General features: G+C 56.0%; 17 protein-coding genes. 5 read left to right on the top strand and 12 right to left on the bottom strand.

Features of this window, described 5'->3' with window-relative positions; translation table 11 throughout:
- Window positions 1-171 precede the first annotated feature (171 nt).
- The 3 genes from A3224_RS01885 to A3224_RS01875 all read left to right on the top strand — a co-directional run bounded on the left by A3224_RS01885 (window position 172) and on the right by A3224_RS01875 (window position 5,384).
- A complete protein-coding gene (locus A3224_RS01885; protein ID WP_067150735.1) occupies window positions 172-1,752 on the top strand; it encodes a pectate lyase family protein in 1,581 nt (526 codons plus the stop codon).
- A 162-nt stretch (window positions 1,753-1,914) separates the two neighbouring features.
- Complete coding sequence (locus tag A3224_RS01880; protein ID WP_067150732.1) at window positions 1,915-3,915, top strand: pectate lyase family protein; 2,001 nt, start codon at window positions 1,915-1,917, stop codon at window positions 3,913-3,915.
- Between the two features lie 377 nt (window positions 3,916-4,292).
- Window positions 4,293-5,384 carry a pectinesterase family protein gene (locus A3224_RS01875; RefSeq protein WP_082817352.1) on the top strand — a complete coding sequence of 364 codons (1,092 nt, stop codon included), beginning with the start codon at window positions 4,293-4,295 and terminating at the stop codon, window positions 5,382-5,384.
- Between the two features lie 81 nt (window positions 5,385-5,465).
- Here the strand turns inward: A3224_RS01875 and A3224_RS01870 are convergent, their stop codons facing one another.
- From A3224_RS01870 to A3224_RS01845, 6 genes are all read right to left on the bottom strand, one after another.
- Window positions 5,466-5,855 carry a VOC family protein gene (locus A3224_RS01870; protein WP_067150729.1) on the bottom strand — a complete coding sequence of 130 codons (390 nt, stop codon included), beginning with the start codon at window positions 5,853-5,855 and terminating at the stop codon, window positions 5,466-5,468.
- A 136-nt stretch (window positions 5,856-5,991) separates the two neighbouring features.
- Complete coding sequence (locus A3224_RS01865) at window positions 5,992-7,020, bottom strand: right-handed parallel beta-helix repeat-containing protein (RefSeq protein ID WP_197463032.1); 1,029 nt, start codon at window positions 7,018-7,020, stop codon at window positions 5,992-5,994.
- 341 nt (window positions 7,021-7,361) lie between these two features.
- On the bottom strand, window positions 7,362-8,663 hold the full coding sequence (locus A3224_RS01860; RefSeq protein ID WP_067150726.1) for a TRAP transporter large permease: 1,302 nt from the start codon (window positions 8,661-8,663) through the stop codon (window positions 7,362-7,364).
- Window positions 8,664-8,679: 16 nt separating this feature from the next.
- Window positions 8,680-9,195, bottom strand: a complete 516-nt coding sequence (locus A3224_RS01855) for a TRAP transporter small permease (protein ID WP_074902381.1) — start codon at window positions 9,193-9,195, stop codon at window positions 8,680-8,682.
- A 90-nt stretch (window positions 9,196-9,285) separates the two neighbouring features.
- Window positions 9,286-10,263 carry a TRAP transporter substrate-binding protein gene (locus A3224_RS01850; RefSeq protein WP_067157295.1) on the bottom strand — a complete coding sequence of 326 codons (978 nt, stop codon included), beginning with the start codon at window positions 10,261-10,263 and terminating at the stop codon, window positions 9,286-9,288.
- 119 nt (window positions 10,264-10,382) lie between these two features.
- Entirely contained in the window at window positions 10,383-11,345 is a 963-nt protein-coding gene (locus tag A3224_RS01845) for a sugar kinase (RefSeq protein WP_231902431.1), read from the bottom strand.
- A gap of 254 nt (window positions 11,346-11,599) precedes the next feature.
- On the opposite strand from A3224_RS01845, the gene uxaC reads away from it, so the two are divergent.
- Window positions 11,600-13,015: a glucuronate isomerase gene (uxaC, locus tag A3224_RS01840; RefSeq protein WP_067150723.1), complete on the top strand. Its 1,416-nt coding sequence runs from the start codon at window positions 11,600-11,602 to the stop codon at window positions 13,013-13,015.
- Between the two features lie 97 nt (window positions 13,016-13,112).
- Window positions 13,113-14,606 (top strand): mannitol dehydrogenase family protein, encoded by a 1,494-nt coding sequence (locus A3224_RS01835; protein WP_067150720.1) that lies wholly within the window; start codon window positions 13,113-13,115, stop codon window positions 14,604-14,606.
- A gap of 56 nt (window positions 14,607-14,662) precedes the next feature.
- Here the strand turns inward: A3224_RS01835 and A3224_RS01830 are convergent, their stop codons facing one another.
- From A3224_RS01830 to A3224_RS01805, 6 genes are all read right to left on the bottom strand, one after another.
- Window positions 14,663-15,463, bottom strand: coding sequence for a gluconate 5-dehydrogenase (locus A3224_RS01830; RefSeq protein ID WP_067150717.1), 801 nt, complete (start codon window positions 15,461-15,463; stop codon window positions 14,663-14,665).
- A gap of 54 nt (window positions 15,464-15,517) precedes the next feature.
- Window positions 15,518-16,360, bottom strand: coding sequence for a 5-dehydro-4-deoxy-D-glucuronate isomerase (kduI, locus tag A3224_RS01825; RefSeq protein WP_067150714.1), 843 nt, complete (start codon window positions 16,358-16,360; stop codon window positions 15,518-15,520).
- A 10-nt stretch (window positions 16,361-16,370) separates the two neighbouring features.
- Window positions 16,371-18,869 carry a glycoside hydrolase family 88 protein gene (locus A3224_RS01820; RefSeq protein ID WP_231902430.1) on the bottom strand — a complete coding sequence of 833 codons (2,499 nt, stop codon included), beginning with the start codon at window positions 18,867-18,869 and terminating at the stop codon, window positions 16,371-16,373.
- A 141-nt stretch (window positions 18,870-19,010) separates the two neighbouring features.
- The gene (locus A3224_RS01815; RefSeq protein WP_067157288.1) at window positions 19,011-21,662 is read right to left on the bottom strand and encodes a TonB-dependent receptor; all 2,652 of its coding nucleotides are present in this window, start codon (window positions 21,660-21,662) and stop codon (window positions 19,011-19,013) included.
- Between the two features lie 210 nt (window positions 21,663-21,872).
- Window positions 21,873-23,240, bottom strand: coding sequence for a glycoside hydrolase family 28 protein (locus A3224_RS01810; protein ID WP_067150708.1), 1,368 nt, complete (start codon window positions 23,238-23,240; stop codon window positions 21,873-21,875).
- Between the two features lie 334 nt (window positions 23,241-23,574).
- On the bottom strand, window positions 23,575-24,312 hold the full coding sequence (locus A3224_RS01805) for a FadR/GntR family transcriptional regulator (RefSeq protein ID WP_067150705.1): 738 nt from the start codon (window positions 24,310-24,312) through the stop codon (window positions 23,575-23,577).
- Between the last annotated feature and the right edge of the window lie 53 nt (window positions 24,313-24,365).

Here is a 24,365-nt window from a genome sequence, read left to right as displayed (position 1 = left end):
TTTTCACTTTTGGTCTTGCCAAAAATTTCACGTCGGCAGGCCAAAAGTATCCACCCCACATGGGGAAGTAGTTCAGCGATGATGATTGGCTGGTAAGGTCCCAGCAGCACCCAGACCGGCCGCAGTAGTGATCATCTTTCCGATAAATAACCAATAAACACGGAAGGTCAGATGAAAGCGAAAACTAAAATTCCGGTGGCGCTCGGCGCGCTGCTGGGCAGTCTGCTAGCGCCGACATGGGCGTCGGCACAACCAGTGGGTTATGCAACCTTGAACGGTGGTACTACCGGCGGTGCAGGAGGCCAAGTCGTCTACGCCACCACCGGCACCGAGATTCACAAGGCGCTGTGCAACCGTGCATCCAAAAGCACCCCAATTATTATTCACGTCGAAGGGACAATTAATCACGGCAACACCAGCAAGGTCTCCGGCAGCAGCTGTAACACCGCCGACGATAAAATCGAGATAAAAGATGTCAGCAATATTTCGATTATTGGTGTCGGCAGGGGTGCCCTTTTCGATCAAATAGGTATCCACCTGCGCAATTCTTCAAACATCATTTTGCAGAATCTGCATGTGCGCAATGTGAAGAAATCCGGCTCGCCGACATCTAACGGCGGCGACGCTATCGGCATGGAGAGCAATGTCCGCAATGTGTGGGCAGACCACCTGACCCTGGAGGCCTCGGGCGGTGAGAGTGAAGGCTACGATGCACTTTTCGATATAAAAGCCTCCACCAAATACGTCACCCTCTCCTACAGCATTTTGCGCAACTCCGGCCGCGGTGGCCTGGTCGGCTCCAGCGATAGCGACAGCGATAATGGGCCGATCACCTTCCACCACAACTTGTACGAAAACCTGGATTCGCGGACGCCGCTGTTGCGCCACGGCACTGCCCACTCCTTTAATAACCACTTCCGGGGTATTAAGAAGTCGGGCATGAATCCGCGGATTGGCGGACGTATCAAGGCGGAAAATAATTATTTTGAAGACTCCAAAGATGTATTGGGAACCTTCTACACCAACGATATGGGATATTGGGATGTGCGCGGCAACATCTACTCCAATATCACCTGGACTAACGATAAGGACAAAAACCATCCGGCGGGTCCGAATCCGAAGTCAACAACCTCAATCAGCATTCCCTATTCTTACAAGCTAGACGACGCCGGTTGTGTACCACAAATTGTGCTGGCCACCGCCGGTGCCAACAAAGGTATGCTGCGTTCCGACGGCAACTGCCAAAGTCAGGGCGGTTCTTCTTCCGGCGGCGGTTCCTCCAGCAGTTCCAGCTCCTCATCTAGCGGTAGCTCTTCATCTGGAGGCTCTTCATCCGGTGGCTCTTCATCCGGTGGCTCCAGCGGCGGTTCCTCCGACTTGGGTCCGAACTTAGCGCTCTCCGGCGATGCCGATGGTAGCAGCAAGGCCAGCGGTACCAGCTATGGCAATGCGGTGGACGGCGACCTGCAAACCTACTGGCAGCCCAATTCTTCCAGTGGCGAGCGTATTTCCGCGAAAAAATTCGGCGATAATTTCAATACCGTGATCATTCGCGAAATCGGTAACGCTGTACAGAATTGGCGCCTGGTTAACCACGATACCGGAGCACAACTAGCGTCCGGAAACGGTATAGGGTCGTCCAAAAAAATCTATGTCGGCAATGTCTCCATGAAAAAAGTCGACCTGATGATCGACAGTGCCAGCAGCGCGCCGCGGATCGCCGAATTCGAGGTCTACAATGCGTCCCAGTAACTCTGGCCCCTCTTTGGACAGTTCCCGTAGTGGCGGCGCATCCACACCGTAACTGCGGGAAAATGCCGAAGACAACAATAACTAATACCTTTCATTCTCACAGGATCAAGGCGCCCGTCTCGGGCGCCTGCCTTACCGATAAACACCAATTCCGATAATCCTATGAAAACTTATACAAAAATTCCGGCAGTGCTCGGCGCATTGTTCGGCGGGTTAATGTCGGTCTGGACCTCGGCTCAAGATCTGGGCCCAAACCTAGCACTGTCCGGTGGTGCCGATGGCAGCAGCAAAGCCAGCGGAACCAGTTATGGCAATGCGGTCGATGGCAACCTGCAAACCTACTGGCAACCCCGCTCTTCCAGCAGCGAACGCATTTCTGCAAAAAAGTTTGGCGGAAGCTTTAATACGGTGATCATTCGCGAGATAGGCAACGCAGTACAGGGGTGGCGCCTGCTCAACCACGACACCGGCGCAGAGCTGGCATCCGGCAACGGTATAGGATCGGCCATGCAGGTTTATCTCGGCAATGTATCCATGAACAAAATCGACCTGATGATCGACAGCGCCACCAGTGCACCGCGGATTGCCGAATTCGAGATCTACAATGCGAGCGGGGGCAGTAGCTCCTCGTCGGGAAGTTCCAGCTCCGGCGGCTCATCCTCCAGTAGCTCTAGTGGAGGTTCCTCCAGCAGCTCCAGCTCCTCCAGTTCCAGCGGCGGCTCATCCAGCAGTAGCAGTGGTGGAATCAGCAATGCCTGCTACACCCTCGCCACCGATCCAAACGTCAATTGGCGCGATTCCTCCGAACTGGATACGGATCAGAAAATCGTCAAGTGCCTGTCCGACACCCTTGGTCGCGCACTCGGCTACGGTGAAAACGCTCTCGGAGGTTACGACCCGGGCGGTAGCAGCAAACTAACTGTCATTACAAAAAATGATCCCCAGGGCCGCTCCGTAGAACAGCAGATTCTCGACGCCATCAGCGGCGACACGCACAACTGGATTGTGTTCGACAAATTTGATTTTGCCCAGGAAACCGAGATCGCCATGTATCGCACTCACTGCGGTGACGCTTCCGTACAGGCGGCCATCGACGGCACCCAGGCTCAGTGCATCGACTACCGGCAATGGTGCGCCGCCAAGGGCTATGGTTCCGGCCAGTCCTGCCTGGATGAATTCTTTAACGAGCGGCTGAACGATAAAAACCTGCCGATCCGCAACCCGGTGATCGGTTCCAACAAAACTATCGACGGTCGGCTCAGCAAAGCCTATTTCCGCTTCAGTGGCTTTGCCATCGGCAAGGACAGTTCCGGACAGCCCACCCAGACTGCGGAAAACGTCATCCTCACGCATCTGGATTTCCGCGGCGCAGGGCACACCGAAGACCACGGTCTGGACCCCGATATGATCCGCTCCACCGGAGCCTCCCACGATATTTGGATTCACAAAAATACCTTTGATACCACCGGCGATTCGGCGTTTGACGTGAAAGTGGGTGCCTACGACATCACCATGTCCTTCAACCGCCTGGTAAATGTAAAGCGGGCAACCCTGCATGGCTCCAGTGATAGCCGTACGATTAACGAGCAAATCACCACCACCATGCATCACAACGCCTTCGTCACCACCGACGACCACTATTCCACACTGGGCAACACACTGCGGCGCGTACCGCTGATTCGGCGCGGAACCTCGCATATGTTCAACAATTTGTTCATGAACTACCGCAAAGATGTACTCAGTGTACGCGTGGGCGCCAGTGTGCTGTGGGAGGACAACGCGTTTTTGATCAACCGCGACCACCAGGAAAAAAGTGATCCGCACGCCGCACTGGACGAGCGCGCCGCACAGTTGGCACGAGATGTGGGTGGAGGTAACTTCCGTAGCGAAGGTTCCCGCGTCTGGTTCTCCGACGCCCAATGTAACCTGGACAGCGCCTACGTGCGTGAGATCACTGACGCGTCCGGATCCGTGGGCAATCTCAGCCAAAACTACACGCAAAGGTCCCGCGACGCCATTCAAGCCCACTGGTTACCCGCAGGGCAAGATCTGGTGGACTACATCAGTGCCACTGCTGGCAAAGGCCGCCGCGCCCCCTTCAATTCCCCCCTGGCTCACGACATCAACTATGTGGTCGGCCTGGGTGAGATCCCCTGTCAGTAGCCGAGTCTCCATATTCGGCAAGCTCTTGGCGCCCCCTGGGCGCCCTTTTTTTGTGTGCAGAAATCAGCGCTGTGTCTTATCTGGCCACTAACCGACTCGGTCAGTCACCGTCACTATCGAGTCGGGAAAATGCAGGAGGCATTGTCACACTTATCGAACCGCTTGAAGTGATCTGAAAAATATCAATAGACTATATATTCGGTGCTTTTTTTCGCTATATCTGGAACGACTTTCCCCCTAGGAAGACGCTTTCAGCAAGCGCAAAAACAGTGCACATACAGGAATGATGAAATATTTCCCGCAGGGAAATCCCACAAATCGCCCAAGAATAGCAGCTCCCGACAGGCTGATCTTTTATCAATTACCCGGAGCACAAAATGCGTTATTTATTCGCCGCCGCTTTGTTTATTTTTTTCCACTCCAGCGCAGCAGCCCAGAATTATCACGCCGTGGTCGATGCGGCTGGCGTGCACGGAAGTTACACCAGTGTGGGCGCGGCACTTGAGGCCGCACCTTCTGCCTCCAAGAAGCCCTATTTAATCTTTATCCGCAATGGTAATTACAAAGAAAAACTAACGGTCGACAAGCCCAATATCACCCTGATCGGTGAGTCCCGGGAAGGGACCATCATCACACACGACGCTTACGCGGCACAAAAAATACCCGGCTCCGAGGAAACCTGGGGCACCTTCCGCTCCGCCACTCTTACGGTGACGGCCCCGGACTTCCGCGCCGAAAATCTGACCATCGAAAACAGCTTTGACTTTCTCGCCAACGATGCGCTGGATGCCGATGCGACCAATAAAATTCACGGCACCCAGGCGGTGGCTCTCGCCATAGACAAAAATTCCGACCGCGCGGCCTTTCGCAGAGTCAAGATCTCCGGGTTTCAAGACACGCTGTATGCCAATTCCGGGCGAAGTTATTTCACGGAAAGCCGGATAGAAGGCAATGTGGATTTTATCTTCGGCGCTGGTACAGCCCTATTTGAAAACAGTGACATCATTAGCCGTGTACGGGGCCGAAAAATGACAACCAGCGGGTATATCACTGCACCCAGTACCAATATCCACAATGCTTTTGGGTTGATATTTATCCGTTGCCGCTTGCTCAAAGAACAGGAGGTACCGGATGACTCCGTTCCTCTGGGGCGCCCATGGCATCCCACAACAACCTTTCCCGACGGCCGCTACGCCGATCCGGAAGCGATTGGTTCCAGCGTATTTATCCAAACGTATATGGACAGCCATATCGCCGCATCAGGCTGGGCCTCTATGCGCGGTACCGCCAGGGACGGAACCAAAAGCGCGCTATTCACGCCTGAGGACGCCCGTTTTTTTGAGTACCAAAACTACGGCCCCGGTGCCAAAATTACATCCACCCGGCGCCAGTTAAGCGAAAGACAAGCGGAAAAATTTGTGCGGAAAAAGATTCTCAATGGCTGGACGCCAATATTCCATACGTTTTAGGGGCATTTGGTTGGGTGCATTCGCGGCTCGGGCCGCTACGCACCCGGAAGAAATCAGAAATTACCGAAATAGGATGGGGGATCAGGCAGGCAGCATCGGGGTTCCCCGCTTGCATAGCTGAATCGCCAGTCCCCAGGGGTCCCGCATCATTACCAAATGTGAACCGTCTTTCAAACGCACCTCATCCACAAAACTGGCCCCTCCTTCCTCCAGCCGTAAGCGGTCGACTTCCGGTTGTTCGCTGACAAATGCCAAGTGCAAAATTAAGGGGTCCATTTCTCCGTAAGCTGGTACTTGGTCGGCGGGATTATTGTAGATCTCTATCATAACGGAGCCACTGCTATCGGCGAGAAAATGCGTGTGGGGCGCCTCATTAAGGGCGCGAACCACCCGCATTCCGAGATGTTCGCTATACCAATTCGCTACCGCCACCGGATCGGCCACATTAAAGGCGAAATGCTCGATTTTCACTGAAAACTCCTATGGGACCTCAGATTCATTTACATGTGTACTGTCGTTCGTCTGGATGCGTCCATCCCATCACCGGAGCTTCTCACTTGCTTTCGAAGTCTCAATATCGGCTGGATGCGACATAATTAGAAACGCCCTATTCTATGTCCCGCGCCAATTTTTCCAGCCAGGCGCCGACGTCTTCGGGCACCGTAAGTGGCCTGTAACTGGGTTCACTTTTGGGGTAACCCCCTACCTGCTTCTGGCTGTCGATAATCCGCCCTTGACGGGCAATAAACGACTCGATGATTCTCCGATCCACCGGGTCCCGATCTTTGGGTCTCGCGCCCGCATGATTGACCAAATACTCGACCAGCGCTTCCGGATCTCTCGGTGTAAGACCCTCGAGCCAGGAAGGCTTGCGATCCAGTTTACGGATATTTCCCTGGACAATATTCATCAGCCCATCGTCGAGATTGTATACGCGGTTGTTTTCGAGAAAAGCATCGCCCTGATAGGCCACCAGTGCCAAATCACTGTAGGTATCGCGGCCGTAGTAGAGTAAATTCCCCACAACGGATACCCGGGGGTTTTCCGGAGAGAAATCGGCTTCCCGCCACTCGTCCTCGATATAGCCAAGCTGGATTGCCGCAGAGTCCGGGTTATAGATCAAATTGTTGGCCACAACCCCAATGGTATTGGCTTTGAAGTAGGGGTTTCGCCGCGCATTGTGCGCGAAAAGGTTGCCGATAACTGCTACTTCGCGGGCGAAGTCATGCACCAGCAACCCTTTTGAATGGCGCCCTTTTCGGTGGCTCGCATAGTCCAGTGCTTCAGCGATAATGGAGTTGCTGATTGTCACCTTGCGCGCGGTGTGCTCCGGCCCGAGCGTGCGAGGACCAGATACGGAAATATTTTCATCCACTGCCCAACTCACCGAACAGTGATCGATATGCACATTGTATGCACCGGCACCCGATACACTGATGCCGTCCGGCTCCCAACCACTGCGCGGCGGTTGACCGGCATCACCGGGACGCACCCGAATATGCTGAATGCGCACGTCGTGTGTGCGGATACTGATCCCGCCGCGAATCAATGTAATTCCAGGGGACGGTGCCGTCTGCCCGGCAATAGTCACAAACGGCGCCTTAATACTGAGATTTTTCCGGCGAAGATCTATCACTCCACCTACTTCAAAAACAATTATCCTAGGTCTTTTTTCTTCAAGGGCCGCGCGCAGGGAGCCGGGACCATCGGCGTTTAGATTGGTTACCCGGATCACTGCTCCACCCAGCCCTCCAGGGGTATCAAGCCCAAACCCGGAAAGCCCTTCTAGACCCATTGCACTGGCATGAAGCTGTGCTCCGAAAAACAGTAACAGTAGAGGCCAGCAGCGAAAAACGTTTGCCATGGAATTACCCCCAGATTGGGTTCTAGTTATTGTTTATATATTTCCTAGGGCTCTGATGACTTCTTCTCCCCTGGACATCACGGAACTATCAGCGACACCCGGAAACACCCAAACTAATCAATCAGTCCCAATGCTCTCGGCAAATACTCGCTAATGGCGGGTACATAAGTCACCAGCACAAGTACCAGGAACATCATGGCGTACATGGGTAACAAAGGCCTTATCAGGCTGGTGATCGAAGTTTTGGATATGCTGGCACCGACAAACAGTACACTGCCCACGGGGGGAGTACACAGACCGATGCACAGGTTCAGAATCATCACTATACCGAACTGCAAAGGCGACATTCCCAATTCAGTGACGACAGGCAGAAAAATCGGTGTAAATATCAATACCGCCGGAGTCATGTCCATAAAGGCACCCACCGCCAGCAATATTAGATTGATCGTCAGCAGTATCAGCAGCGGGTTTTCACTGATGGTGATCAGTGCCCGACTGATGGTCTGGGGGATATTTTCATAAGACAGTATCCAAGACATCGCAGAGGAAGCGGCAATCAAAAACATCACGATCGCCGTGGTTTCGACTGCCTTCACCAGTATTCCCGGCAGCTGGTTTACCTTGACTTCCCGGTAAACCACCACAGATAGCAATAGAGAGTAGAGCACAGCGATTGCGCTAGCCTCGGTGGCAGTGAAGATCCCGCTGATAATACCGCCGATCACCAGAACTACCAGGAAGAGGCTTGGGACTGCGTCGAGCGTTTTGGCCAGAGCTTCGCGCCAAGGTGTTATTTCGCCCACCGGATAGCCTTTGGCCTTGGCCCAAATACCACATACAATCATCAGACCCAGCGCCAGTATTAGCCCCGGCAAATAACCGGCGATAAAGAGTGCGGCAATGGAGACGCCACCGCTGGCAAGAGAGAAAACAATCAAAATATTGCTCGGCGGAATCAGCAATCCGGTGGTGGACGAGGCGACGGTTACCGCAGTATTGAAATTTTTATCGTATCCCTCTTTGTTCATCGAAGGAATCATAAAACCGCCGATCGCCGAAGTGGCAGCCACCGCGGAACCGGAAATGGAACCGAACAGTGTGCAACTGATAATGTTCACAAATGCCAGGCCACCGGGCAGCATACCGACCAATACCCGCGCAAAGGCAATGATACGACGGGCAATACCACCACTTCCCATCAACAAGCCGGACAGAATAAAGAACGGTATTGCCAACAGCGCAAAGCTATCAATACCGGACGCCATCCGTTGGGCCATGGTAATCAGTGCCGGGAGCGGGTCGATGGTAACCAACATGGTCAGCAGTGTGGCAATGCCAATACTGACGGAAATGGGGACGTTGAGCGCGAGCAGGACCAGGAAACTGATCAACAGTACGGCAACAGAAATTTCCATAATCTTCCCCTGACTCCTACCCTTGAACCGAAGCGGTTTCTTCCGGACGCCCTGCGTGATCCTCAGCAGCACCAGTTACGCCCAGTAGTTGCAGCAACTGATGCAAGGAGTAAAGACAAATTAATCCCCCCGATAGCGGGATTACCGCGTATACATATCCCATCGGAATATTCAGCGCGGCGGACAGTTGATCCAACTCGAAGGTGAGCATCATTAATTGAACACCGCCGAACACCATGACGGCAGCGGCAAAAGTGAAGCACAGGGCAAGCGTCAGAAACTCCACCTTTTTGCGCAGCCTGCGCGGCAGCGCCTTGGTAAGCAGATCGATTCCCAAGTGCGATTTTTTCCGGTAGGCATAGGCAGCGCCCAGTATACCGATCCAGATCAATAGGTACCGGGCCAGCTCCTCTGTATAGGAACTGGGGCTCATCGGCAGGAAGCGGGTGAGTATTTGCCAGCTGACATCCAACACCATCAAGGCCAGCAGGCCGCCGAGCAGCAGCTCCAGCAGTCGGTCAATTCTTTGCATTATCATCGCTGCGTTACCTTTTATTTATTGTGTTGTGCGGTTGCTTCCTCGAGCGCGTGCGCAGGTGCAATACACCCTGCGAAATATTTATTACAGGCGCGCTATCTGCGCTAGCAGATCACCGACTTCCGTACCCGCGAAGCTCGCGTGCAGCGGCTTCACAGCGTCGATAAACGGCTGCTTGTCCGGGTAAATCACCTTCACCCCGGCCGCCTCAACCGCGGCGAGTGATTCGCGCGTGGACTCCTGCCACAAGGTGCGCTGGTAATCCACCGCCTCATCCACCGCCTGCTGCAGCCAGGCCCGTTGCCGGGCATTGAGCTTTTTCCACACCTCGGTGGAAATTAGCAGCATGTCCGGGACATAGGTGTGCTCATCCAGGGTGTAATAGCGGGAGACTTCATAGTGCTTGGAGAGATAAAAGCTTGGGGGATTGTTTTCCGCGCCCTGCACCACACCCTGCTGCAGCGCCGTATAGAGCTCGCCCCAGCTTACGGGAGTAGCTGCGCCACCGAGGGTGTTGACCATCTTGATGGCGGTCTGACTGTTTTGTACACGGATCTTCAGACCTTTCAGATCTTCCGGAGTGTAAATGGGCTTGTCATTGACATAAAAGCTACGGCTGCCGGCATCGAAGTAGCCGAGACCCCGCAGGCGCGCACGCTCTCCGGCCAGCAGCAGTTTGCGGCCGATATCGCTCTGCAGCACAGCCCAGAAATGATCGGCGTCGCGGAAAACGTAGGGGAGGTTAAATATTTTCAGCTCCGGCACAAACCCCTCCATGGGGCTGGCCGAAACTTTGGTCATTGCCAGACTGCCGATCTGCAGCAGCTCGATCAGCTCCCGCTCACTGCCCAATTGTCCACCGGGATAAATATCAATGCGCATGCTGCCGCCGGACAACATTTGCAGGCGCTCGTCCATAAACTCCATAGCACGGTGGACAGAGTGCTGCTGGTCCAGGGTGTGGGCCAGCTTCAGTACCGTCTGCGGCTGTTCGAGACCGCAGCTGCCGATCGACAGCAGCAGAATCAACACCACCAGCCTCAGCGGCAGTTTTCTCATCATCATGTCTGAGCACCTGTTCTCTATTATTATCGCTACAGGTATGGCCAGCATCGCACGCAATGGCAGGCCAAATTGGCCTTACCATTCTAGCCGCGTCGGCAGCCGGCTGCAATGCCGTTTTACTGCCAAGCGTGTGCCGCCTCCGCAGGCGGTCTGTCCTCCGGAAAGCAGTCCGCCGCCGGGATAATGGCGCCGCGGTGGCGAATGACCGCCGCCGCACAGCGGTTGCCGGCAATGACGGCACGCGCCGGCTCCCGCCCCTGCAGACGCGCCGCCAGGTACCCCGCGTTAAAGGCGTCGCCGGCGCCCGTGGTATCAACGATATCCTGCACGGGCGGTACGGGGATGGCGTTTAGTTCACCATCGTATTGCAGTAAGACAGGCTCCGCCCCCCGCTTCAGCACCAGCTCCTCCACCCCGTGACGACTGTTGCGCTCGATACAGCGGCCGGCATTGCGGTCGCCCCACAGGGCCTGCTCGTCTTCGAGCGTCAGCAGAGCGATATCGGCCTGCCGCAGACAGGCGGACAGGGTCTCGCGGGCTTCGTCTTTGGAGCGCCAAAGGCGCGGCCGGAAGTTGCTGTCAAACGCCACGCGACCGCCAGCACTGCGGAAGTCAGCGAGAAATGTAAGCAAGTGCTTACGCGCCTCCAACCCCATTATTGCCAATGTTATTCCCGTGAGATAGAGATAATCCATCCCCTGTAAATAGATTTGCAGGCGCTCGCGGGAACGGGCGCCGGAGAAGAGTTCCCGCGCCGCTGATTCGCCGCGCCAGTAGGTGAAGTAGCGTTCGCCATCGGCACTGTTCTGTATCGTGTAAAGCCCCGGACAACGCCCCGGCAATCGCTCGATAACACTGGTATCAATACCTTCGCCCTTCATCGCCACCAGCATCTGCTCGCTGAAAAGGTCGTCGCCAAGCAACGTCACGTAGCTCACCGGCAGGCCGCTGCGGGCCATATAGACGGCGGTGTTGTAGGTATCTCCGGCAAAGCCCTGCGCGTAGAGCGGCGCACCGCCCGGCGCTGTTTCCTGGGGCGCCAGCTCCACCATCACTTCTCCCAGAGCGGCTATTTTCACGACTTTCTCCTTACTGTTCTCTCCGGCAAACACTGCCTGGCACCAAGGCCTTACCATTAAGGTTGACTGGTATAACCAATTTTTGGCAGTATGACAACTCCAGTCTGATGCGGCTGGGTTTCTCCACGCCCTTGGCGGCATGCCCAATCGGCTATGCCGCAGATGCCCCCCGCCCCTCCACGGGGCGGGTTTTTTTCGCGGCCGCCAGGCCGGGTTAATCTTAGGAAACCGGATTCATAACAAGAGCAATGCCTATGACGCGCCCTCTGCACCTGCATCCCGACCGCCTGTTTCCGGCGGATAAGCTCACTCGAGATATCGCCCGCAGGCTCTACGAGAGTGTCAAAGACCTGCCGATTATCAGTCCCCACGGCCACACAGACCCGGCCTGGTTTGCAGACAACCAACCCTTCGGCAACCCCGCCCAACTACTGATCAAACCGGACCACTACGTGTTCCGCATGCTGTACAGTCAGGGCATTCCCCTGGAGCGCCTCGGTATTCCCAGCCGCGACGGCACGCCGGTGGAAGATGACCCGCGCGCTATCTGGCAGCTCTTCGCGGATAACTACCACCTCTTCCGCGGCACCCCTTCGAGGATCTGGCTGGACAGTGTGTTCCACGATGTTTTCGAACTGGACGTGGCGCTGGATAGCACAACCGCAGGCTACTATTACGAAGCTATCGACAGCTGCCTGAAAAAGGAGGAATTCCTGCCAAGGGCACTGTTCGAACGTTTCAGGATCGAGGTAATCGCCACCACCGAATCACCGCTCGACGATCTCCGCCACCATCAAAAAATCAAGGAGAGTGGTTGGAGTGGACGCGTGATCACCGCCTTCCGCCCCGACCCGGTGCTCGACCCGGACTATGAGTCCTTTACCGATAATCTGGACCGGCTGGCGGAAATCACCGGCGAGGACACCGGCAATTACACGGGCTATCTGGCGGCGTTGCGCAACCGGCGGGAATTCTTTAAAGGGATGGGTGCGACTTCCACTGACCACGGTCACCCCACTGCAACCACGGCCAACCTGGATCGCAGCGAGGCAGAAGCCCTGTTCAACCGGGTACGCAAAGGCAACGCCAGCGCCGAAGACGCGGAGTTGTTCCGCGGCCAGATGCTCACGGAAATGGCGCGCATGAGTCTTGAAGACGGTTTGGTCATGCAGATCCATCCGGGCTCCGTGCGCAACCACAATCCACTGATATTTGAGCGCTACGGCCGCGATAAAGGCGCAGATATTCCGTCGCGCACCGACTATGTCCACGCCCTGCGCCCACTTCTGGAAGCCGTCGGCAACGAACCGGACCTGACGGTAATCCTCTTTACGCTGGACGAAACCAGCTATAGCCGCGAACTGGCGCCCCTGGCGGGACACTATCCAGCGCTGAAACTCGGGCCCGCCTGGTGGTTCCACGACAGTCCCGAGGGGATGCGCCGCTTCCGCGAACAGGTGACGGAGACCGCGGGTTTCTACAATACCGTCGGATTCAATGACGATACCCGAGCCTTCCTTTCTATTCCCGCGCGTCACGATGTCGCGCGGCGCATGGACTGCACTTGGCTGGCACAACTGGTGGCCGAGCACCGCTTGGCTGAAGACGAAGCCTTCGAGCTGGCACACGACCTGAGTTACGCACTGGCCAAACGGGCCTATAAATTGTGATTGGGCAAACGCCCGTGCATATAGCAGTGTCCGCGATCGAACCGGTAAAACACCAGCCAAATGATCGCGGACATCCACCGAGTCCCGGAAAATATCAATGAGTAAAAAACTTCTGAACAGGCACACACTGAACCTGTTGCCGGATTCCGTCACCATACCGGACTACGACCGCAATACGATCAGAGCCGGTATCGTGCATTTGGGAATAGGCGCCTTCCACCGCGCCCATCAGGCTTGGTATACGGAACAGTTGCTGGTGGAGGGGGCAAGCGAATGGGGGATTATCGCCGCCAGCTTGCGCTCGCCGGCGGTACGCGACCAGCTGGCACCCCAGGACTACCTTTACTCTGTGGCGGAAAAAAGTAATGCCGGGGAAAAGGTTCGCGTTATAGGTTGTGTACAGCATGTCTATGTCGCGCCCGAAAACCCGGGCGCGCTTCTGGAAGCCATGACCGATGGGGAAATTCGGATTGTCTCTCTCACCATCACCGAGAAGGGCTATTGCCATGACCCCGCCAGCGGCACCCTGAACCTGCAACACCCCGATATCCAGCACGATCTGGCCAATCCCCAATCCCCCAAAAGTGCCCTCGGCTTTATCGTCTACGCATTGCAGGCGCGCATGGATAAGGGCCTGCCTGGGTTTACTCTGCTCTCGTGCGATAATCTCCCCGCCAATGGCAAGCTATTGCAACGGGTCTTGTTCGAATTCGCGGAACAAGTCGACCCCGACCTGGCTAGCTGGATAAAAGTAAACACCCGCTGCCCCAGCACCATGATCGATCGCATAGTGCCGGCCACCACAGACACCGACCGAGAGGCACTGGAAAATATGCTCGGTCTACGCGACAACGCCGCGGTAGTAGCGGAACCCTTCAGCCAATGGGTGATCGAGGACAACTTCCTCCGCGGGCGCCCGGACTGGGATCGCGCGGGCGCGACTTTTGTGGAAGATGTCGAGCCCTACGAACTGATCAAGCTACGGCTGTTGAATGGCTGCCACTCGCTGCTTGCCTACAGCGGTTACCTGGCCGGTTTTGAAACCATTGCCGACGTGATGGCGGAACCGGCATTCGCTGCCCTGGCACAGCATTTCCTCGCCACCGAAGCCGGCACTGCTGTCGAAGCACCACGAGGCTTCGATCTGGAAAAATACCGCCAGCAATTGCTGGAGCGCTTTTCCAACCGCGCCCTGCGCCACCGCACTTGGCAGATTGCCATGGACGGATCGCAAAAAATTCCTCAGCGCTGGTTGGGCACGCTGCGACACCAATTGGCGAACGGTGGTCCTATCGATCTCCTATCTTTCGCGCTGGCCTGCTGGATACGCTACGTCTCTGCGGTAGACGATGCAGGAAATACAATTGAAGTTTCAGATCCCCTGGCTGCGGATCTGAAAGCACTCTGCGACCGACACGCTGACGACACCAGCGAATTGACCGCTGCTTTTTTACAATTTTCCGCGGTGTTTGGGGCAGATCTGCGACAAAGCGAAAGACTGCACAGCGCGCTCAGCGGCTGGCTGACCCGCCTGAAGCAGCACGGCGTACTGACCTGCGTGCGGACGCAGTTTGAGAAAAGTCCTGCCTAAAATTGAAAACCGCCGCATACATCCCTGTATGCGGCGGTTTCGCCATCTCTATCCCACTACACGCCCTGCTTTTCACTGTAAGGCTTGCCGATAGTCGCCAGAATACCGCCATCCACGTACACAATCTGCCCGGTGACAAAATCACTCGCGCGACTGGCAAGAAATACCGCGGTACCCTGAAGATCTTCCGGATTGCCCCAGCGCCCCGCGGGTGTGCGATTGATTATAAATTCATTGAACGGGTGGCCATCGACGCGAATCGGCGCTGTCTGACTGGTGGCGAAATATCCCGGACCGATACCGTTGACCTGCACATTGTATCTGGCCCACTCTGTGGCCATATTGCGAGTCAGCATTTTCAAACCACCCTTTGCCGCCGCATAGGCAGCCACATTGTCCCTTCCCAACTCGCTCATCATCGAGCAGATATTGATGATCTTCCCGGCGCCGCGCTCAATCATGCGTTTCGCCACCGGCCGGGTCATGGTAAAGACTCCGGTGAGGTCGGTTTCTATCACCTGCCGCCAGTCCTCGAGCGACATTTCCAGCAGGGGTGTCCGTTTAATAATGCCGGCATTGTTGACCAGAATATCGATGGGCGCGCACTCGCCCTCAATCTGCCCCACCGCATCGGCGACTTGCGCCTCGTCGGTGACATTGAACAGATACCCATGGGCGTCGTAGCCCTTTTCCCGCAAACTAGCAACGGCTTTGTCCAGCTTTTCCTGAGAGGAATGCCCCGTAATCACCAGTTTGGCACCCGCATTCCCCAAGCCTTCCGCCATAGCCATACCGAGACCATGAGTGGCGCCGGTCAGCAAGGCGAGCTTACCGGTTAAATCAAACAGTGAAGACATTGTTTTCCACCTGTATTCGTTGCTGCTTTCCCACGGAAAGGTGAATGAAAAAAATCAACGCAGCTCGTTCGGTTGCACAAAATCCATATCGGTGTAATCCAGATTTTCTCCGGCCATGCCCCAGATAAAGGTGTAATTGCTTGTCCCCACGCCGGAGTGCAAAGACCAGGCGGGTGAAATCACGGCCTGCTCATTGGCCATCCAGATAAGGCGGGTCTGCTGCGGCGGTCCCATAAAGTGGCAAACCGCCTGGTCTTCCGGCAGGTTGAAGTACATATAGGCTTCCATCCTGCGACTGTGTGTATGGGCCGGCATGGTGTTCCAGACGCTGCCGGGGGCGAGCTCGGTCATCCCCATCTGCAACTGACAGGTGTCCACCACTTCTTTCACCAGCAACTGGCGGATCACACGCTGATTACAGGTTTCTCCAGCGCCCATTTCCAGCACCTTGGCGTCCTCCTGCCCCACTTTGCGTGTCGGGCACTCGCGATGCGCGGGCGTGGAGTTCAAGTAGAACTTCGCTGGCGCCGCCGAATCCCGGCTGGAGAATTTCACCATCCTGGCGCCACGGCCGATATACATGGCCTCTTTACAATCTATTTCGTATTGGGTCCCGTCCACTTCCACAATACCGGGCCCACCGATATTGATCGCACCCAGTTCGCGGCGCTGCAAAAAAAATTCCGCCTTCAGCGGTTCAATGGATTCCAACTCAATTGTTTTTGTCACCGGCATAACACCGCCGACAATCATTCTGTCTACATGGGAGTAGGTCAGACGTGTTTTGTCCGCATCAAATAGCACCGGCACCAGGAACTCCTCCCGCAGGCGCTCGGTGTCGTAGCGGGCATAGTCGCGCGGATGCGGCACAAAGCGTTCTTCGTATAAGGTGGTCATCGTCAACCTCTCAGTTGTATCGGTTCAACAATTTGTGCATTTCCACTCCGGCCATGATAAAGGGGCCTACGCCCTTGAGATCATCATCGACCACCGGCTCGCTCATGTAGTAGCGGTAGCTGCCGTCGCGGCCGAAGCCAAGCCCCGCCACTTCGCAGTTACTGGTCAGACTAATGCTGCCGTCGTTATGCACCCGAACAAATTCATTCAACAGGCCCTGATAGGATTTCTTCGCCACCGGCAGCCAGGATTCCGGCAAATATCCCTTGAGGATCGCCTTGGCAAAAAAGTAGGTGAACATGCTGCTGCCACTAGCCTCCAGGTAATTGCCGCGAGCACCCGCCTTGTCGGTGACCTGATACCAAGTGCCGCTTTCAGGGTCCTGGTATTTTTTCAACGTCGGCGCCAGGTCATTGATCATGTCAATCAGATACTGGCGGTCATCTTTGTTTTCCTCGGGGAGATAATCGAGCACGTCTACCAGCGCCATGGCCATCCACCCCATTCCGCGGGACCAGAAATTCGGCGAGAGGCCGCTCTTGTCATCCGCCCAGACCTGATTACGGGCCTCGTCCCAGCCGTGGAAGTACAGGCCGGTTCGCGGGTCGCGCAGCTTTTCCCGCACCACCCTGAATTCCGCTAGTACTTCTTCAAAATCCCCTTGGCCACGCAGTTTTTCGTAGTGCGCCAGAAAGGGAATTCCCATATAAACACCGTCCAGCCACACCTGGTGTGGGTAGATTTTTTTGTGCCAAAAAGCACCGGCATCGGTGCGTGGATGCTGCTTCAGTTGTTCGCGCAGCGTGTCTACCGCCGTCTGATATTGCTCTTTGCCATTGCGTTCATACATCCGCAGCAGCACCTTACCCGCATTGATACTGTCGATATTGAATTTCGACTGCACGTAGCCGTTGATGCTGCCATCCTCATTGACAAAGGAGCCCATCACTTTTTCCACCGCTGCCGCGTAACGCGCATCCGGACTCACCTGGTTAAGGTCGTCATAGGCCTGCATCAGCAGTCCGGTGGTGTACTCGAAATAGGCCGGGCGCTTGCGGTGCGGATCCACACCGCCAAAACCCAGTTGCAGGGCGCTGCGTTCCAGCTCTGAATCCGCCATGCGCTTGCTCCACGCCAGCGCGACCTCCGCGCTCAGGGGCTGCTGTGTCTGCGCTTCACTAACAGCAGTCGTCAGGCGTTTGCGCAGTGGAATGGTGCGCTTTTCCGCTTCCCGGGCCAGATAACGCTCAAAGTCTTCGGCACTGGTAATGGGGCCGTGACGGCTTTCCCCTTCACCAGCCCAGGCGGCGGTGAAGTAGTAGTTGAATTCATGGGTGGCCGGCTCCTTGAACACCACCACCCGGTTGTGCTCGTCTTCCGTTATTTCGCGAACAAATTTTTTCTGGACCAACAGCCCCATGCCAAGATCGCTGCCATCCAGGCTCTGCCGCCCCCAGGTGCCGATATAAGTCCAGGCACTGCCGGGAATATCCAAGTCGCCCACGATCAATTGCGTGCCGGGATGTTTGACTAAACCCGCGACCGGAGCACCAATGGCCCTGTCTGTGTGCCCCCGCACTTCCACCAGGCGGCTGCCGGCAGCGATCGACATAACCGCTGTCAGGTCTGCCTGCAGGTCCTCATCCGGTTTCCACCCCTGGTATTTAATGCTGAAAGCGGAGTAGAGGTTGCCGTTATCGAGGATCTTCGCACTCCAGTTCTGGACATCGCTGACCCTTACAACTTTCTCACCATCCCAGTAGCCGTAGCCGCCAATGCCCAGGGCGTCGCCAACTTTCAATATATCCATACCCCAGTCGGCCATCTGGTGATAGGAATCAAAACCATCCTGCCCCACATCCTGCAGTACGGGCTCACGCACCTTCTTTCCGAAAATATCGAAGCCATTGCGCCAATCGAGGTAGACCCGATAGCCAACCAGGTCGGATTCGATACCCGGCCCTTCGTAGCGGATAAAGTATGAGTGATCCGTGTGCTCTGGAGGCACATCGAGAGTGCTGACATTTTGGAAACTGCCGCCTTCGTATTTATTGCCCACCCAACGGCCGCCGCTCTTATGGGAGATTTCCGCCTGCGTGCGCTTGGGTTCTGGCTGTACGGTTTCAATTGCGGGCAGGATTTGCAGGTCGAGGGTTTCGTCCACCTGTATATCCACCAGGAAGATAACCCCATCTATACTGCCGTCCGCATCCCGGTCTACCCGCTGCACCGGCAACAGCGTTTTCCCTTTTACCGCCAGTGGGTGAGCGTAGTTGTCCGCCAACCCCAGTTCACGGAAGCTCAGGTAGACGGCTTCGTCCAGACGCGGGAAATCCGACGGGTTGGAAAGTTGTAACCGGGCAATGATCTTGTCGGCCAGCGGCTGCTCAAGTGCCTGGAGAGCTTCTTCTTTCTGTGCTCCCGCCTTTTCTTCACCACAGGCTCCAAGCATTAACGCAGCCAATGTGATAGGGAGCGCCTTGCATACCGATATGCCAAACCGTTTCACATCAATCTCCAGGAATCCGCTTTTTATCTCGTTATGGAAAAAGCGGTCGGGTACTGCTGCGAATTCTGACCCGGAAAAAGCACCGACAGAATTCCGTACCCGACCGCAACCGCGTTACGTTACCGAGTGAAACGCTATCACTCAGAACTTGTACTTAGCACCCAGATAGAATTGACGACCCGTGGTGTGATCAACAACGATACGGTCGAAGTCCACAACCTGGACGTTGGGTTCGTCGGTCAGGTTAATGCCCTCAAAACTCAGCGTCGTATTGTCATTCAGGTTGTAAGTTGCAACGAAGTCAACGTTAGTGGTGCCGAGCGTACCTTCATAGGTCAGGCCGTTGCGCGTGGATGCCGGCGAGCGCGTCATATAATCACTGCGCTTGGAGAAAGACACGCGCGCACTGAAGACATCATTCTCATAGTATGCAGTGGCGTTGTAGGTATTCTTCGACATGCCGGTCAAGGCGTCGTACAGCGGGTCCTCCTTGGTGCCGTAGTTCATTTCAGAATCCACATAGGTGTAATTCAAAATGACACCAAAGTTATCTAGCACCGGCTGTTGATACTGGATTTCAAAGCCTTCCAGTTCGCCGCCTTCACCATTCACTTTTTTGTTGATATTCCACAGGCTGTTTTCATCGAAGGTACCGCCGGCCCCTTCGAGCGCAGACGCATCCAGGCCGGTTTCGGACCAGGGGCGCCCGTCTTCAGACGCTGAGGTTATGAAGGAGTTAACGTCTTTATAGAAGTATGCCAGGGCCAACACCGCATCATCGGTAAAATACCACTCATAGGAGAGGTCGTAGGCACGAGCGCGGAAGGGGTCCAGCTTGGGATTGCCAAAACTGACTTCCCCATTGTAGGTATCAATACTGCCGTAAGGGCTCAAGTCACCCAGTGACGGACGGGCCATCACGTCGGCGACAGAAAAACGCACCACCATATCCTCGCGCACATCCAGCGCCAAGTTCAGAGACGGCAGCACATCGTCGTACTCGTTTTCCGCGGAGACTGGGATAATTTCATCACCATCAGCGGTTTTGCGCTTGGTCCAACCGGAAGACTCCACCTCTGTGGTCACATGGCGCACACCGAAGTTTCCGCGGAAGGGAAGACCTGCGAGTTCACTGTCCCAGCTCAATTGCAGGTAAAAACCTGTATCATCCTCTGTAACCGAGCGGTTGTCCTGTGGGCGGGTTTCGTAGGGCCTATCTCCCATGATTGCATCTACGTCCGCAGCAGCAAACGCATAGACATCACCCACGTCCGGGGAGAACCAGCTTACCCCCTCCATGGATACAATATTGCCGCCGAAGTTTGCCGCAGATATCCCCGCGAATTTTGGCTCGGCACGGTATTCCTGTACTTCGAACTCATAGCTCTTACTGGAAACACCAGCTTTCGCTCTCCAAGTATCGTTGATGTCATATTCGACATTGAAAGCGATGGTTTGGAAGGTGTTATCTACACTGTTGGGGCGGTGACGAAGCTGGAATAACTGGAAGTTATCCGGATTGGTGGTATCAAAGCCATGGAAATCCAAATTTCCGTTATCGGTATAAGTGAATGAACCATCGATACCATAGGCGTCGATAATGGCGGTAGTTTGTACCGGGTTGGAGAAGTTGGACTCAGAGGCACCGACAATACCGTCCACGCGCAACGACTCGCTGAAGTCGTGGGAAGCGCGAATCGAGAATTGATCGAATTTTGTTTCCAGCTCATCGAAACGGTTTTCGATGCGAACCGCATAGTCATCGAGCGTCATGGAAGTAATAGTGCCGTTACTGTCCATGGTGTAGTCGACGACATCTACAACCTCATAGTTGAATTTCTCTTTGATACCGACAGAAACAAATTCCTCCTGACGAGTTGCCTCGAAGTTGGAGGTCAAGTAATCCACCAGAATTTCAGTGCTGTCAGTGGGACGGAACTGCAGAGTACCGGTAAAACCCTGGCGCTGCTGCTCGTGGGTAAGGTTTCCATAGCGCGGGATACGCGGGAAAAACCCTTCGTTCAGCGCAGCCAGCTCAGCTTCATCGGCACAAGCGGAGCAATTGACAAAGTTTTCGCTGTTACTCCAACGAACAGTGGAAAAGCCCTGCTCGAGAATATTGCGGTCAGAGTAGGAGTAGGAAGCCATCCAGCCAAACGTCTCGGCTTCGTTCTTGCCCGCAATCAGGAAAGAAGCGCGGGGATCGACTTCCTCAGACTGATCGTTATACCCCATTTGTCCATTGGCGGCGAAAGTAAAGGTATCATCGTAATCCAGGGGCTTGCCGGTGTTCAGGTCCACAGTGGCACCGAGAGAGCCCTCGTCCAAATCCGCCGAAGACGTCTTGTGCACGGTCAGGTTGGAAAACAACTCCGAAGCAAAGGTATTGAAGTCAAAGGAGCGGCTGCGGTTTGCGCCACCGGAGGAATCGGTACCGCCGGTGGTGGAAATGGCCTCCAGGCCGTTGATGCGCACGCGGGTAAATTGGGGGCCCAGACCGCGCACGGAAATATTGCGGCCCTCACCGGCATCGCGGGTGATGGCTACGCCCGGAATCCGCTGCAAGGACTCGGCGAGGTTCAAGTCGGGAAAATCCGCAATATCCTCCGCCAGAATGGTGTCTTTACTACCCACAGCGTAACGCTTTTGATTGAGCGCTTTAGAGAGGCTGTCCCGGTAACTGGCCGTAACCTCAATCTCTTCCAGCAACTCAGCGCTCTGTGCTTGCGCCACAACCGGCACGGCAATCACGGTCATCGCCAGGGCGAGGGGTTTGAGTTGGAACGTCGTCATGACTTTCATCTCCGCTTCTCTCGTTATTTTTTTGGCAAGCCGGTTTATTTTGGTAATCCGACTGGTAATACCACTTTTTATCAAAGCGAGCCGATAATCGCATATGGAAGACCAACTTACAACATTATGGCTGACCAATTTTTATAGTCTGGTTGGCTTCCGGGGCCAGCCATAAGCAAGCGGCAGAGGCGCCTCTGCACCGCCTAAAATCTATTTCGGCTTAAACAGCTCACCATTTATCGTCACCGCACTGACGGTCAGACCACTGACCTGCTCAATCACCCCGACGGACTCTGCCCGCAGAATGTCACTGCGCGCGACGTGCAATCCCCGAATGGGCGCGCGCTCAAAGCCGCGGATATGGAAGGCACGCTGAGCTCGTTCACAATGCAGGTTTTCCACGAAAATATCGTGGACATCCGGATCGTAGGGTCCCCGGTCCCCCTCCTCGTAGAAGAAATTGATCACAATCACGTCTTTCACTTGGCCAATGCTGACATTGCGCACATAGACATGCTGAATTTCGCCACCGCGCATGGCGTTGGTCTTGATCCGCAAACCACGCTCCAGGTTGGGACTGCTCATAGTGCAGTTTTCTAGGAACACATTGCGCACACCGCCGGAGATCTCGCTGCCCAGCACCAGGCCACCGTGGCCATCGCGCATGCGGCAGTCGCGGATCACTATGTTTTCACTGGGCACGGCGAGGCGACGGCCGTCGGCGTTGCGGCCGGACTTGATGGCGATACAGTCGTCGCCATTGTCGAACAGGCAGTTTTCAATCAGCACGTTGCGGCAGGACTCCGGGTCGCAGCCATCCGAGTTGGGACCGTGGCTGCGGGCGGTGATACCGCGCACAGTGACACTTTCGCAGAGCACCGGATGCAGCACCCAGAAAGGGGCGTTTTCCAGGGTTACACCCTCGATCAGTACATTGCGGCAGGCATAAAACTGCACCAGCGGCGGGCGCAGGTAGCTGCCGTCGGCGTAGACCCGCTCGGCCACGGGTACGCCGCGTTCGGCATCTTCAAACAGCGCCTTGCGCGCGGCGTGCTGGGTGGGCCCCGCGTCGGAGCTTTGGGCGCACTTGGTGTTCAGGCCCTTCCAGGGCCACCAGGTATCGCAGTCCGCGCCACCGTCAATGCGCCCCCTGCCGGTCAGGGCGACATTCTCGCAGCCGTGGGCGTATATCAGCGGCGAATAGCCCATCAGCTCCATGCCTTCCCAGCGCGTCTTCACCGGCGGCAGATAGCGGTCGGGATCGGGAATAAAAGACAGCACAGCACCTTCCCGCAGATGCAGCTCGGTATTGGACCCCAAGTGGATAGGACCGCTGCGGTATTGGCCCGGCGGCACCACCACGCGCCCGCCGCCCGCGGCGCGACAGGCCCGCAGCGCCGCGGTGAAAGCCCCGCTGTCGTCTTCGCCACCAGTGGCGCCAAAGTCGCGGATATCGAATTCCCGCGCCGGAATACGCGGCAGCTGGATGGTGTCGAGAATCTTCGGCACGGCGGCCCAGGGACCAGTGTAATCCTGCGGTGTGGGCCGGCTCATGGCGTGGGAAAGGGATGGTGCCATGGCAGAGAGAAGGATTGAGCGCAAAAAGCCGCGCCTGCTGAAACTCACAATTGCTCTCCCAGAAATTATTGTTTTATGTGTAATGGATCAGGCCAGGGCAAACTGGAAAGACCAGAGCTGCGTACTTAGCCTAGTCTGTCATACCAATTTTGCTGTGGCAACTGGGAGTCGGGGAACTACCTAGCGGGAGAATAGCGGGTGGTAAAGGGAAACGGCGGCGCATTCGCCCGAGCGCCACAGCTGACCCGGCGCGATCGAGCACTGGGATGGCGGATTCGAAAAATGAACCGGGGAGCGCCCTATCGACAGGAGAGAACAACCCTCCCCCGTCGCGTCAGGGCAAAGCAAAGCGCTGGCGGGCGGCATCGACTTCGCGGCGGGCGGCTTCCAGGGCCTCCGCCTCAGTGGCGTCCAGCAACTGCTGCACCACCCGCTGCAAATGATCGCGCATGGCATTGCGCGCGCCCTCCACATCGCGGCGCTTGATAGCCTCCAGAATACGGCGGTGCTCTTCGATGCGCGGCTTTGACCCAGCCTGGCGCACCTTCTCGAGAATGCGCGCGGACACGGTGGAACTATTGCGCAACTGCCACAGATGCTCGCACACGGATACCACGGCATCGTTGTGGGTACCGCGAGCGATATGCAAGTGAAACTTTTCATCCGCCACCTCCGCCTTGGCGTCGGTAGCGTTCTCCGCGATCATCTCCTGCAGCAGTTGCTCCAGTTCCGCAACCTCTTTATCACTCATCTCGCGGGCGGCCAGACCAGCGGCCTCCCCCTCGAACATAATGCGCGCCTGCAGGATTTCAAAAGGGCCGATGTCCGTGTCGGTAGGCTTGAAGCTGCCCGCCTCGGCATCCACCACATAGACGCCGGAGCCGCCCTTCACTTCCACGCAACCCGCCAGCTCCAAGGCAATGATGGCCTCGCGCACCGTGGGGCGGCTCACCTCGAAACGTTCCGCCAACTTGCGCTCCGCCGGCAGGCGGGTTCCGGGAGGATAGTCGCCGGCGGCGATGGCCGCGGCGAGCTTTTCGGCCACCTGTTGGTAGAGTCGCGAACCCTGCATGGACTGTCTCTCCGTAAGCAATTGGCAATAAAGAAGGTGTGGCGCAGTTTAGC

The organism is Microbulbifer thermotolerans (genome assembly GCF_001617625.1).
Taxonomy (GTDB): Bacteria; Pseudomonadota; Gammaproteobacteria; order Pseudomonadales; family Cellvibrionaceae; genus Microbulbifer; species Microbulbifer thermotolerans.
Note: the sequence above shows the minus strand (reverse complement) of the source record. Positions and strands in the feature narration are given on the sequence as shown.

Coding starts and splice junctions, on each gene's coding strand:
- A3224_RS01885 (WP_067150735.1), top strand. CDS start 172: ATGAAAGCGAAAACTAAAATTCCGGTGGCGCTCGGCGCGCTGCTGGGC.
- A3224_RS01880 (WP_067150732.1), top strand. CDS start 1,915: ATGAAAACTTATACAAAAATTCCGGCAGTGCTCGGCGCATTGTTCGGC.
- A3224_RS01875 (WP_082817352.1), top strand. CDS start 4,293: ATGCGTTATTTATTCGCCGCCGCTTTGTTTATTTTTTTCCACTCCAGC.
- A3224_RS01860 (WP_067150726.1), bottom strand. CDS start 8,663: ATGGAAATTTCTGTTGCCGTACTGTTGATCAGTTTCCTGGTCCTGCTC.
- A3224_RS01855 (WP_074902381.1), bottom strand. CDS start 9,195: ATGCAAAGAATTGACCGACTGCTGGAGCTGCTGCTCGGCGGCCTGCTG.
- A3224_RS01850 (WP_067157295.1), bottom strand. CDS start 10,263: ATGATGAGAAAACTGCCGCTGAGGCTGGTGGTGTTGATTCTGCTGCTG.
- uxaC (WP_067150723.1), top strand. CDS start 11,600: ATGACGCGCCCTCTGCACCTGCATCCCGACCGCCTGTTTCCGGCGGAT.
- A3224_RS01835 (WP_067150720.1), top strand. CDS start 13,113: ATGAGTAAAAAACTTCTGAACAGGCACACACTGAACCTGTTGCCGGAT.
- A3224_RS01830 (WP_067150717.1), bottom strand. CDS start 15,463: ATGTCTTCACTGTTTGATTTAACCGGTAAGCTCGCCTTGCTGACCGGC.
- kduI (WP_067150714.1), bottom strand. CDS start 16,360: ATGACCACCTTATACGAAGAACGCTTTGTGCCGCATCCGCGCGACTAT.
- A3224_RS01815 (WP_067157288.1), bottom strand. CDS start 21,662: ATGACGACGTTCCAACTCAAACCCCTCGCCCTGGCGATGACCGTGATT.
- A3224_RS01810 (WP_067150708.1), bottom strand. CDS start 23,240: ATGGCACCATCCCTTTCCCACGCCATGAGCCGGCCCACACCGCAGGAT.
- A3224_RS01805 (WP_067150705.1), bottom strand. CDS start 24,312: ATGCAGGGTTCGCGACTCTACCAACAGGTGGCCGAAAAGCTCGCCGCG.